Origin of the sequence: Staphylococcus sp. GDX8P114P-2, from assembly GCF_017892945.1 — a bacterium.
Taxonomy (GTDB): Bacteria; Bacillota; Bacilli; order Staphylococcales; family Staphylococcaceae; genus Staphylococcus; species Staphylococcus arlettae.
This window is the reverse complement of sequence record NZ_JAESMB010000018.1, coordinates 162,592-176,005: the sequence shown is the minus strand read 5'-3', so window position 1 is coordinate 176,005 and position 13,414 is coordinate 162,592. Positions and strand designations below refer to the sequence as shown.

General features: G+C 34.0%; 11 protein-coding genes. 3 read left to right on the top strand and 8 right to left on the bottom strand.

Annotated elements, in window-relative coordinates:
• Positions 1-13: 13 nt before the first annotated feature.
• The 7 genes from pfkA to KA845_RS11295 form a co-directional block, all read right to left on the bottom strand.
• Positions 14-982 (bottom strand): 6-phosphofructokinase, encoded by a 969-nt coding sequence (gene pfkA / locus KA845_RS11325; protein WP_103387820.1) that lies wholly within the window; start codon positions 980-982, stop codon positions 14-16.
• A gap of 324 nt (positions 983-1,306) precedes the next feature.
• Complete coding sequence (locus KA845_RS11320; RefSeq protein ID WP_103387819.1) at positions 1,307-2,251, bottom strand: acetyl-CoA carboxylase carboxyltransferase subunit alpha; 945 nt, start codon at positions 2,249-2,251, stop codon at positions 1,307-1,309.
• The gene (gene accD / locus KA845_RS11315; protein WP_002510243.1) at positions 2,244-3,110 is read right to left on the bottom strand and encodes an acetyl-CoA carboxylase, carboxyltransferase subunit beta; all 867 of its coding nucleotides are present in this window, start codon (positions 3,108-3,110) and stop codon (positions 2,244-2,246) included. The genes KA845_RS11320 and accD overlap by 8 nt, the downstream gene beginning before the upstream one ends.
• Positions 3,111-3,177: 67 nt before the next feature.
• Positions 3,178-4,407, bottom strand: a complete 1,230-nt coding sequence (ystJ, locus tag KA845_RS11310) for an NADP-dependent malic enzyme (protein ID WP_210128098.1) — start codon at positions 4,405-4,407, stop codon at positions 3,178-3,180.
• Positions 4,408-4,634: 227 nt separating this feature from the next.
• A complete protein-coding gene (locus tag KA845_RS11305; RefSeq protein WP_210128097.1) occupies positions 4,635-7,826 on the bottom strand; it encodes a DNA polymerase III subunit alpha in 3,192 nt (1,063 codons plus the stop codon).
• Positions 7,827-7,844: 18 nt separating this feature from the next.
• Complete coding sequence (locus KA845_RS11300) at positions 7,845-8,780, bottom strand: DHH family phosphoesterase (protein WP_103387817.1); 936 nt, start codon at positions 8,778-8,780, stop codon at positions 7,845-7,847.
• A 45-nt stretch (positions 8,781-8,825) separates the two neighbouring features.
• Positions 8,826-10,118, bottom strand: a complete 1,293-nt coding sequence (locus KA845_RS11295; protein ID WP_002510239.1) for a DRTGG domain-containing protein — start codon at positions 10,116-10,118, stop codon at positions 8,826-8,828.
• Positions 10,119-10,328: 210 nt separating this feature from the next.
• Between KA845_RS11295 and KA845_RS11290 the strand changes: the two genes are divergently transcribed.
• Positions 10,329-10,742 (top strand): universal stress protein, encoded by a 414-nt coding sequence (locus KA845_RS11290; RefSeq protein WP_002510238.1) that lies wholly within the window; start codon positions 10,329-10,331, stop codon positions 10,740-10,742.
• A gap of 99 nt (positions 10,743-10,841) precedes the next feature.
• Here KA845_RS11290 and KA845_RS11285 read toward each other — a convergent pair whose 3' ends face one another.
• Positions 10,842-11,531: a metal-dependent hydrolase gene (locus KA845_RS11285; protein WP_021459789.1), complete on the bottom strand. Its 690-nt coding sequence runs from the start codon at positions 11,529-11,531 to the stop codon at positions 10,842-10,844.
• Between the two features lie 202 nt (positions 11,532-11,733).
• Between KA845_RS11285 and KA845_RS11280 the strand changes: the two genes are divergently transcribed.
• Positions 11,734-12,786: a M24 family metallopeptidase gene (locus tag KA845_RS11280; RefSeq protein ID WP_002510236.1), complete on the top strand. Its 1,053-nt coding sequence runs from the start codon at positions 11,734-11,736 to the stop codon at positions 12,784-12,786.
• Entirely contained in the window at positions 12,783-13,412 is a 630-nt protein-coding gene (locus tag KA845_RS11275; RefSeq protein WP_021459790.1) for a copper homeostasis protein CutC, read from the top strand. Before KA845_RS11280 ends, KA845_RS11275 begins: the two co-directional genes overlap by 4 nt.
• Positions 13,413-13,414: the final 2 nt, after the last annotated feature.

The window sequence follows — 13,414 nt, the reverse complement described above, 5'->3', positions numbered from 1 at the left end:
GCCTCCCAAATAGTTAAATAGATAATTCTTTTGTTAGTTCATAAATATTATAGTCAAATTGATGTTCGTCCGCTCTGAAAATCTCATCAAACGGAGTACTTCTTAGTACGTTATCTCTAATACCTACGCCTCTTGCTGTTTCTCCTTGCATAAGTAAATCAATTGCATGACCACCTAAACGTGATGCCAATACTCTATCTTGCCCAGTTGGGCTTCCACCACGTTGGATATGTCCTAATACAGAAACACGTGCATCCACATTAACATATTTAGATAATTCTTGCGCACATGCTTCACCAGTCATACAACCTTCCGCAACCATAACAATGGAATGCTTTTTACCACGTTTTATACCATGGTCGATACGTTCTGCTACTTCTTTAATATCTGTTTCAACTTCTGGCACGATAATTGTTTCTGCACCAACTGACAAACCTGCCCACAGTGCTAGATCTCCACAATCTCGTCCCATAACTTCAATAATAAATGTTCGCGCGTGACTAGATGCTGTATCACGAATTTTATCTACTGATTCAATAATTGTGTTTAACGCTGTATCAAAACCAATAGTAAAATCTGTGCCATTGATATCATTGTCAATTGTACCTGGAATTCCTACTGTTTGAATTTCAGTGCATTCCTCACTTATACGTTGTGCACCTCGGTAACTTCCGTCTCCACCAATTACTACTAGACCTTCAATACCGTGTTTACGTAAATTAGCAATACCCTTTTGACGTACTTCAGGTTCTTTAAATTCTGGACAGCGGGCTGAGTACAAGAAAGTGCCTCCGCGCTGGATTGTATCCCCGACTGAACCTAATTCTAGTTTATGAATATCATCGTTAATTAAACCTTGATAACCTTGGTAAACTCCATAAACTTCGATGTTATTATATATCGCTTTACGCACAACAGCTCTAACTGCCGCGTTCATCCCGGGTGAATCTCCACCACTTGTTAAAACCGCAATTTTTTTCATGACGACATACCTTTCTAACTTAATTTCTTACTTTAAAAATACCATAATTTCACATAAGTCGCCATTAAAATAAGGTGTATCAATCAATGTAAACGTTTTAGTTACAATACCGTTGTCCAAAACAGAAGGAAGCGTTTTAAAAACAAATATAAAATTCATTTTTAAATTAATCAAATTGACCCTTATACACTTTACCATTAATTTAAAATTTTGAAACAATAAATTTAAAATTTTTACAATTAAAGCGCTATCTTTTTAATAAAACGCTTTCTTCGCACTAAAACGCTCTATGACAGTGCATAGAGCGTTTTAGTATACAATATTCTATTCATTAAACGAACCAATATTTCTAAATTTTTCATAGCGATCTTGCACTAAAGCTTGTTCATCTAAGTTACTTAATGCAGCTAAATGATTTTCAAATTTAGCTTTAATATTTGCTGCTTGCGTTGATACATCATGATGTGCACCACCAAGTGGTTCTGCCACAACATCATCAGCAATATTTAACTCTTGTAAATCTTTGGCAGTAATTTTCATTGTCTCTGCTGCAATTTTAGCTAAGTTGCTATCTTTCCATAATAATGCTGAAGCACCCTCTGGTGAAATAACGGAGTACGTACTGTTTTCAAGCATGAGCACTCGATTAGAAATACCTAATCCTAAAGCACCTCCACTACCACCTTCACCAATGACAATTGATATTACTGGAACTGTTAATGCTGCCATTTCAACTAAATTTTTAGCAATAGATTCACTTTGACCACGTTCTTCTGCAGCTTTACCAGGATAAGCTCCTTTTGTATCGATAAAAGTTATAATTGGTCTATTGAACTTTTCTGCTTGCTTCATTAAGCGTAATGCTTTTCGATAACCTTCTGGATGAGCCATGCCAAAGTTGCGATAAATATTATCTTTTGTGTCTTTCCCACGTTGTTGACCAACAATTGTTACTGCTTGCCCGTTTAAATAACCTATACCACCTATCATGGCTGGGTCATCTCTAAAATTACGATCACCATGTAACTCGATAAATGAATCAAAGATTAAAGGTATATAATCTAAAGATGTCGGGCGTTCTTGTAAACGTGCTAACTGCACACGATCCCAAGGCTTCAAATTTGTATATACTTTTTCTGTTTCTCGCTCAAGTGATGCTTCCAACATTTCGATTTCTTCAGATAAGTCGACATCGTTTTTCTCTTGCGATTCCTTTAATGAATCTATCTTATTTCTAATTTCAAAAAGTGGCTTTTCAAAATCAAGCATTCGTTTTCACCTCTTGATGCATTTTTAATATCGTGGTAAGTGTATCTTTCATTTCTTTTCGATGCACCACTTTATCTAATTGACCGTGCTCTAATAAAAATTCTGCTGTTTGGAAATCATCCGGTAATTTTTCATTAATCGTTTGTTCAATTACTCGTCTACCTGCGAATCCAATGAGTGCTTTAGGTTCTCCTATATTAATGTCACCAACAGATGCAAAACTCGCCGACACACCACCAGTTGTTGGATTAGTAATATAAGAAATGTATAACAATCCAGCTTCTGAATGACGTTTTAAGGATACACTTGTTTTACCCATTTGCATTAAAGAAATGATACCTTCTTGCATTCTTGCTCCGCCGCTTGCAGAGAACAAAATAAATGGCATACGATGTTCAGTACAATATTCAATAATTCGGCATATTTTTTCACCAACTACTGATCCCATACTGCCCATTCTAAATCTTGCGTCCATCACTGCAACGCCAAATGGCATACCATCTAATTCAGCTGTTCCGGTAACAACTGCTTCATTTAATTCTGTTTTTTGCTGGTCTTTTTGCAATTTTTCTTCATAGCTTGGAAAATCAAGCGGATTTGCAGAGGTCATACCTTTGTCAAATTCCGTAAATGTGCCTTCATCCGAAATTGCATCTATTCTTTTATATGCAGTTAGTGCAATATGATGGTCACAATTAAAACATACATTTAAATTTTCTGATAGTTCTTTTGTATACATGATTTTTTTACATTGCGGGCACTTAGTCATAATACCTGCAGGCACATCATTTTGTTTAGAATCAGATACTGTTACATACTTTTTCTTTTTACTACTTCTATTGAAAAAATCCTTAAACATTGGTAAACCTCCACTTAACCAGTGTTAATTACACTCCATTTATACTTCAATTTATGTCTACTTTGATTTAATTTAAATCCGTTAGCGACATTGTTTTGTTATATATATCGTCTGGGTCAACTTCAGTTCTAGCAACGCCAGATTCCATAGCAGCAACTGCAACTTCTCTTGCCACTGATGGCGCAACACGCTTATCAAATGGGCCAGGAATACAATAATCTGGGTTTAATTCATTTGGTTGAATTAAGTTCGCAATCGCCTCAACAGCAGCTTGCTTCATTTTTTCGTTGATATGTGTTGCTTCGACATCTAAAGCACCTCTAAATATACCTGGGAACGCTAATACATTATTAATTTGATTTGGGAAATCAGAACGGCCTGTACCTATAACTTTGGCACCAGCTGCTTTGGCATCATCAGGGTTGATTTCAGGATTTGGATTCGCCATAGCAAAAATAATAGGATCTTTTGCCATAGATTCAACCATCTCTTTAGATAATAAATCTGCTACTGATACACCAATAAAGACGTCTGCATCTTCTATTACATCTTCTAATTTACCGTCAGTTTTATCTCTATTTGTCCATTTAGCGACATATTCTTTCGTATCATTCATGCCATATATTCTACCTTCATATATAGCACCTCTTGAATCACACATTACCATATTATGCACGCCATAAGAGTATAATAATTTTACTATTGCAATACCTGCTGCACCAGCACCATTTAATACTACTTTAATATCTGAAAGATCTTTTTCAACAATGCGTAAAGCATTAATTAATCCTGCAACTGTTACTATCGCAGTACCATGTTGGTCATCGTGAAATACTGGAATCTTCGTTTCTTTTTTTAAACGTTCTTCAATTTCAAAGCAACGTGGCGCTGAAATATCTTCTAAGTTAATACCTCCATAGTTTGGCTCTAATAACTTTACAGTATTAATAATTTCTTCAGTATCGGTAGTATTTAAAGCAATTGGAACGCCATCTACACCAGAAAAACTTTTAAACAATACAGCTTTTCCTTCCATAACTGGAATGCTAGCTTCAGCGCCGATATCACCTAAACCTAACACTGCTGTACCATCAGTCACCACCGCTACGGTGTTACTTTTCATTGTATAATCAAATACTTTGCGTGGATCCTCGTGTATTTCTTTACAAGGTTCAGCAACACCAGGTGAATATGCTAAACTAAGTTCTTCTTTATTAGTAACTTTGACTTTAGATTTAACTTCTAATTTCCCTTTATTACGCTTGTGCATTTCTAATGCTTCATCTCTTAATGTCATGTAATATCGTCCCCTTACATTTATGTAATTTATAAAGATATTATATATATTTTTATTATACTATATACTATATTACAACTAATTACTCTTTAAAAAAACAGTTTATTTGCAAATGCTCAAATTTGGAAATGCTTTAACATTACCTTTTACGTTCTTATAGCAAAAACTGATGATAACATTCCATATATCATCAGTTCACTATACCATAATTCAAGGTTGTATAAAAGCTATATAATACGGACATCATTTGGCGAAAAACTATCTATGAATGTTTCTATACTTTGTTTATCAATATAACCAAGGTTATTCATGCTTGATTGGGCTTCATTATAGTAGTTCACTGGTAGCATATTATTCGACTCATGTAATTTTAATTGTGCTTTGAGTTCGTCAATATCATACTGACCTCTTATCACGATTTGAGTAGCTTGAGCGATAACCGTTTGTTCATAGTTCACTACATCTAGCACTTCATTAACAATCAATTGTTGCTTATTGTTTCTTGTATCAAATTTACCATTGACGATAAACATTTGGTCTTCTACTAAATCAAATTCATACTTTTTAAATGTATCGGGAAACATTACACCATCAATAGTTGTAACACCATCATTTAATGTTAGAAATGCCATATTTTGACCATTTTTTGTACGTATTTTTTTAATAGTATCTACTTGAATTAAAATTGGTGATCTATTGCTCGCATTTCTCAATTTATAAATACCTAAATATTGCTTTTGCTCAAAGTATTTTTCAACTGGATGTTGCGACACATAGAAACCTAAATATTCTTTTTCATAATCACTTAATACCTTATCAGCAAGTTCTTCCGTTTCTTCATATGACGTTTTAGGTGTAAGTACATCAAAAATAAAATCGTCTTGTTCTATACTAGAAGAGCTATCAATCACATGATCAATCGTTTGTAGCAACGTCGCTCTATTTTTACCAAATTCATCAAATGCGCCTACTAATATAAGTGCTTCAAGTAGTTTGCGTGATTTAATTCTTTGCGGTATGCGTCGAGCAAAATCTATGAAGTCTTTAAAATTACCACGCTGTTTTCTTTCTTCAACAATCAACTTAACACTCTGATAACCCACGCCTTTAATAGCGCCAAGTGATAAATAAATACCTTCAGAAGTAGCTTTATAAAACCAGTGACTCAAATTAATGTGTGGTGGCTTAATGTTCAAACGTTGGTGTTTTGCTTCATCAATAATTGAGGCGGTCTTATTTTCACTGCCAATTGTATTACTTAAAATATTAGCATAAAAATAAGTAGGATAATGGGCTTTTAAATAAGTCATAATATAGGCAATTTTTGAGTAACTGACTGCGTGCGCACGAGCAAATCCATAATCCGCAAACTTTAATATTAAATCAAATATTTGTGTACTAAGTTCTTGTGGGTAACCTTTTTGCAGTGCCCCTTCGATAAAATGCTGTCTCTCATTTTCCAGTACTGCACGATTCTTTTTACTCATAGCACGTCGTAAAATGTCCGCTTCACCATAATTAAACCCAGCGAATTTACTAGCTATTTGCATAATCTGTTCCTGATATATTATAACACCATAAGTATTTTGTAATATGGGCTGTAAGTCCGGATGTAAATATTGTACCTTGGCAGGATTATGCCGACGTGAGATATATGTTGGTATTTCTTCCATTGGTCCTGGACGATATAATGATGTCACTGCAACTATATCTTCAAAATGCTCCGGTTGTAATTTTTTTAATACATTACGAATACCATCTGACTCTAGTTGGAAAATTCCTGTTGTATCCCCACTTGAAAGCAATTTAAATACAGCACTATCATTAAAAGGAAGTGCTTCAATATTAATATCAATATTTAAATCATACTTAACTTGCTTTGTAATTTGGTGAATAATAGACAAGTTTCTTAACCCTAAAAAGTCAATTTTAAGTAAACCTATACGTTCGACTTCGGTCATTGTCCATTGAGTCAATACTCCAGTATCCCCCATAGTTAATGGTGCAAAATCATAAAGGGGTTGATCATTAATAATAATACCAGCAGCATGCGTTGAAGTATGGCGAGGTAAACCTTCTAGTTTTTTACAAATGTCAAACCATTGTTCATGTCTATGATTTCTATGGACAAATGATTTAAAATCACTATTCTGATACGCCTCATCCAATGTAATACCTAATTTATGAGGTATTAATTTAGATACTTCATTTAATGTGACATCTTCAAAGCCCATTATTCTTCCAACATCTCTAGCCACTGCCCGAGCTAATAAATGACCGAACGTAACTATACCTGCAACGTGCATTTCTCCATACTTTTCTTGAACATATTGTATAACACGTTCACGTTTAGTATCTTCAAAATCAATATCAATATCAGGCATAGTCACACGTTCAGGATTTAAAAATCGTTCGAATAATAAATTATACTTAATCGGATCAATGTTAGTAATTCCTAACAAATAACTAACTAAAGAGCCCGCTGCAGAACCACGACCTGGTCCTACTAAGACATCATTATTTTTCGCAAATTGTATCAAATCACTCACAATTAAAAAATAATCTTCAAATCCCATGTTGGTAATAATGTCGTATTCATAGTGCAATCGTTCAACATAAGCGGTTTGATGTGTTAAGTCATACGCAGCTAAATTTTCTTGTAATTGTTGCAGTAAATATGCTTTAGAATCCATACCATTTGGCGTTTTAAATTTGGGCAACAATGATTGATGATACGATAAATTAGCTGTACATTGCTGGGCGATTTCTTCAGTTCTTTCTAATTGTTCAGTTGTCACATCAAGCTCAAGATGTTCAGAAGTACTAAACAAATGTGAGTGATAATTTGGCGCTTCATTTACTAAGTCTAACTTTGTATTATCACGAATTGCGTGTAAGGCACGAATAGTTGAACCGTCTTCTTCGTTTAAGTAATTAGCACTTTGTATCCATACTGCAGGGATATCAGTAACCTGTTCACTTTGATGATCAACATAAACCATATCATGGTCAGCAAAAGCTTCCAACAACACCTGATGCTCATCGGTAATGCTTTTAAAAATAATAACTAAATCAGCTGCATATTTTTGTAGCCATTCAATTGTAGTTTCAGTTCTTTCTTTCATCTTAACAGCAGATGACAGTTTTAATAAGTCAGTTAGCCCTTGGTTATTGCGTGCTAACAATACCGTTTCCGTAGTAGTTAATCCATCAGTTAACCAAATGGTCATACCAAATATAGGTTTAATGTTTGCTTTTACACAGGCATCGTAAAATTGAGGGTACGCATACAATACATTCGTATCAGTAATTGCTAAAGCCGAATACCCTTCTTTAGTTGCCTTTGATACGGCATCGGATATTTTTAAACTCGAATTTAATAAATCATATGCCGAATGAATATTTAAATGCGCAACCATTTGATTTCACCTCTACTCCTACAGTTTTTTATTTAGCGCATTTGCCAAGTGTTCGAATGTCTCCCAACTATCTACAGATACTCCAGATGCATTGGGATGGCCGCCACCGCCAAAATCACTAGCGACATCATTAATCACAATGCCTTTCGAGCGAATGCGACATCTTATTTCCTCACCTTCATCTACCGCAAACAACCAAATTTTCAAACCTTTTATATCTGCAATAGTATTAACAAATAGAGAGGCTTCATTCGGTGCAATGTCGAATGTTTCTAACACGTCACTAGTAATTATTACCTTACAAAATCCTTTATCATTCAACTGAAAATTTTGTAAGACATAACCTTGGAATGGTAATAAACTTGGTTCTTTTTCTGCAAGTTGATTTAATTCATCATTATGATTAAATGGGAATTTCAATAATTCACTAGCAATCTCAAGCGTATGAGGCGTCGTATTATTGAATAAAAAGCGCCCCGTGTCTCCAACAATTCCAATGTATAATAGTCTTGCTACAGTCTCATCTATAATGGTTAAATCGTTAAAATGTATAATAAAATCAGTAATAATTTCACTCGTTGATGATGCTTGCACATTAACGAAATTAATATCACCATATTGGTCAATTGCTGGATGGTGATCAATTTTGATGAGTTTTTCACCTAAACTGAAACGTGAATCACTAATGCGTGGTGAATTTGCTGTATCACATACTATAACTAGCGCACCTTCATATGTACTATCATTAATGTCATCAAATGTACCGATAAAGTCTAATGATGGCTCGCTTTCACCAACGGCATATATTTGTTTAGTTGGAAACTTAGCTTGTAAATATCCTTTTAATCCTAACTGGGAACCATAAGCATCTGGATCTGGTCTTACATGTCGATGTATGATAACTGTTTCATATTTCTCTATTTCATTCATAATTTCGTTTTTAATTGCTTCCATATGCTATCTATTCCTTTCATTTTCAAACGTCGTAATAGTTATATATTAATCTATAATTTGGCACATAATCATCGCTTTAGCGACATTTTGAGCGCCGTTTTTCATAGTTACTTCTAATTTTGCAAAATTTCTACCCACATCTAACATATCATAATGCACGTCAATTTCAGATTCAATTTGAACAGTTTTGATATAAAAAATATTCAAGCTCTCTATCATTACTTCAATTTTTTTATACTTACGCATTTCATAACGCACAGTTTCTTCTATTATTGCAACGAATACAGCTTTACTTAACATGCCAAATTGATCAGTCAGTAAAGGTGTAGTTGTTACTTGTATAATATCATTTGAAATCGTTATATGTTTGGCAATTTGATCGTTAATGGTTTCCCCGACTTGTGGTTGTCTTCCAATTAATTGCATTGATTTTAGTACATCTTCTCTAGTTATAACACCAATAAGCTTTTTACTTATTGTCGTTACTGGTAATAATTCAATACCTTCCCAAATCATGATATGTGCACAGTTAGCGATTGTAGTTGATAATTGCACATTAATTGGGGACTTTGTCATAAATGTTGCTAACGTATCTTCATCCTGCATATTGATGATTTCTTTGCTTGTTACAATGCCTACAAGTTTCCATTCTTCATCAATTATCGGAAATCTTGAATGTCCAGTAGCTTGCGCTTTGATTTTATATTCAGTCAATGTCATATCATCAAAAAGTACAGTAGTATCATCGATAGGTTTAACAATGTCATCTACTACTAAGATCTCTTTACGTATCATTTGGTTGTACATTGCCCTATTAATAATATTAGCAACTAAATATGAGTCATAATTTGAAGAAATAATTGGTAAATCATGCTCATCTGCATATTTAATAATGTCATTAGTAGTAGTAAAGCCGCCTGTAATTAATACAGCACTACCTCGTTTTAATGCTTCTAATTGTACATCTTTACGGTTACCTACTATAAGTAAAGTGTGGGGACTCAAATATTTCACAACATCATTTAACTCCATAGCGCCTATAGCAAATTTAGTTAACGTTTTAATTAAGCCATTTCTCCCACCTAATACTTGTCCATCTATAATTTTAACAATCTCACTAAATGTAAGTTGTTCAATTTCTTCTCTATTCTTTTTTTCAATTCTTACAGTGCCTACACGGTCAATTGTAGCTACCAATCCAATTTGACCAGCATCTTTAATCGCTCTATAAGCTGTGCCTTCAGAAACTTCTAGATCTTTCGCAATTTTACGTACAGATATTTTTTGGCCCACAGATAAAGATTCAATATATGATAAAATTTGTTCATGTTTTGTCATACTACTGCCCTCATTTATTTGATAGTTTCTTAAATATTATAACTTTTTATGCGACAAAATGCGATGCAACAAATTCATTACTTTCTATAAATATTAGTTTTACTATACTTACTTAAGTAAATAATATTAAAAATTTTTTCATTAAACATTTAGATATCATTGCAAAATGCGCATATTATTGATTAAAATAGGAATGAAGGAGGGTGTAAAATGTATAAAAATATTTTACTAGGTGTGGATACAACACTTGAAAACGAAAAAGCTTTGGAGCAAGTTTCAAAAATTGCAGGTGAAGGTACTGTAGTTACAATTTTCAACGCAATCAATGAACAAGATGCACAAGCTTCTATTAAATCGGGCGTTCATTTAGACAAATTGATTGAAAAAAGAAGTAAGGGTTTAGCCAGTACACGCGAAGCTTTAGATGGTTATGGTATTAAATATGATGAAATTATTGTACGAGGAAACGCTAAAGTTGAATTAGTCAAACAAGCTAACAGTGGTAAATTCGACATTATCGTCTTAAGTAACCGTAAAGCTTCTGATAAGAAAAAAATTGTGCTTGGTAGCGTGAGCCATAAAATCGCTAAAAGAGCTGAGATACCAGTCCTAATTGTTAAGTAATTTCAAATTAGCGCTGGTATTAATAATGTATGTCTTAATATTTTTATTTACGTTCATAATAAAAAGTCTGGAACAACAATGTGTCCAGACTTTTGTTAACTAAAGTGATACTTCCTCACCCGGTTTTAATATTTGTACTTCCCCTACACTAACAGCTTCCTTGAAATCGTTCGGATCTTGTTCGATATATGGGAAAGTATCGTAGTGGATAGGTATACTAATTTGTGGTTTTATAAATTGGTTAATGGCGTAACTTGCATCATCAATCCCCATCGTAAAGTTATCGCCAATCGGTACGAAACAAATATCTACTGGGTGTCTATCAGCAATTAATTTCATATCGCTGAATAATCCTGTATCTCCTGTATGATAAATTGTTTTTCCTTCCAATTCTAAAATTGCTCCCATTGGCATACCTAAATAAACTGGAATACCATTATCATCTGTAAGACTTGAACTGTGGAATGCTTGTACAAATTTCAACGTTCCAAAATCAAAACTTACTTTTCCACCTATATTCATTGGTCGCACATTATCATAGCCTACATGAGTTGTTAAATAATCTGCTAATTCAGCTGTACCTATTACTGTTGCATTATTTTTTTGTGCGATTTCCACAGTATCACCAAAGTGATCACCATGTCCATGTGTTAAAATAATATAATCTACTTCCAAATTTGATACATCTAAATCAGACAATTCATTACCAGTAATAAAAGGATCGATTATCCCTTTTTTACCATTTGCTTCAAAATAAACTGTTGATTGTCCATGAAATGATAGTTTCATTAATAGTGCCTCCCATTTGCTATGTTTACTGTTATATATACCACATCTTTCTTTATCTATAACACTTATTCATTAAGAAATCCAAGTTTTCCACTAAAAAAGCGCATTAAATTCCAACATTAAAGTAGTTTATTTTTGAATATTAGAGTTAACTAACCTAAAATTAATATAAATGTATTTACTTACTAGGAGGCAATAACAAATGAAAACAGAGCAAATAATTACTGAAATTAAACATCAACAAGCTGATGCAGCTTGGATTACAACACCACTTAATATATTTTATTTTACGGGTTATTTAAGTGATCCACACGAACGTTTACTTGCATTATTAATCAAAGCTGATGGTACACAGGTTTTATTTTGTCCTCAACTAGAAGTTGAGGAAGTAAAAGCATCACCTTTTACAGGGGAAATTATCGGCTATTTAGATACTGAAAATGCTTTGGATAAATATCAATTCAGTGCAAATAATTTATTAGTTGAAGCGGAACACCTCACTTTGAAACGTCAACGTGAATTAACTGCGGCATTTGGAGTCCAACAATTTAATGACATTGATGCAACAGTTAAGTCCTTACGTAACATTAAATCTGCAGACGAAATTGCTACTATTCAAAAAGCATGTGAATTGGCAGATAAATGTATTGAAATTGGTGTTTCATACTTATCAGAAGGTGTAACCGAACGCCAAGTAGTTAATCATATTGAAAATGAAATCAAAGCTTATGGTGTACATGAAATGAGTTTTGATACTATGGTTCTATTTGGAGATCATGCTGCATCACCTCACGGTACACCAGGCGACCGAAAATTACAAAATAATGAATTTGTCCTATTCGACTTAGGCGTTATTTATAATAACTATTGCAGTGATATGACTCGAACGGTGAAATTTGGTACACCAAATGCTAAGGCACAAGAAATTTACGATGTTGTGTTAAAAGCTGAAACAGAAGCTATTGCAGCAATTAAACCTGGCGTGACAATTAGCGACGTTGATCACATTGCTAGAAACATTATCGCTGAAGCGGGTTACGGTGAATACTTCCCACATCGCCTCGGCCATGGTTTAGGTTTAGAAGAACATGAATATCAAGATGTTTCTAGCAGTAATCACAATCAATTTGAAGCTGGTATGGTCATAACCATTGAACCTGGAATATACGTACCAGAAGTAGCAGGTGTACGTATAGAAGATGATATTGTAGTTACTGAAGATGGACATAAAATAATGACAGGATATGACAAATGATTAAAGAAGCAGTTGTAGAAACGATCGAAGAAGTAGAAAGCGCCATCGCAAATGGTGCGGACCGTCTTGAATTATGTGATAACTTAGCTGTCGGTGGTACTACACCTAGTTACGGTATGGTCGAAATTACCGCAGAAATCTGTAAAGCCCATAAAGTTGAACTTGCTGTTATGATTCGTCCTCGTGGTGGGGATTTTGTTTACAATTTATATGATTTTGAAATTATGCAACGTGACATTAAACACTTTAAAGCGCTTCAAGTGGACTATTTTGTCTTTGGTTGTTTAACAGTGGACCATGTGTTGAATGAATGGCAAATGAAAACGTTGCGCAATCTCTCAGCACCTATACCTGTCGTATGTCACATGGCATTTGACCTTATTCATCAACATGGTCAAATTAAAGCTTTGCATCAATTGATTGATCTTGGCTTCACTCGTTTATTAACACATGGTGGCCCTAAAGAAAGTAATCTTTTTAATAATCTCAATCACCTAGGTAAATTAGTTGTCAATTCAGGTGGCAAAATTGAAATTATGCCGGGCGGCGGTTTAACTAAAGATAATTTGCCAGAACTATTGGAAGCTTTCCCTTTTCAAGAAGTACATGGCACAAAAATTGTTTAATA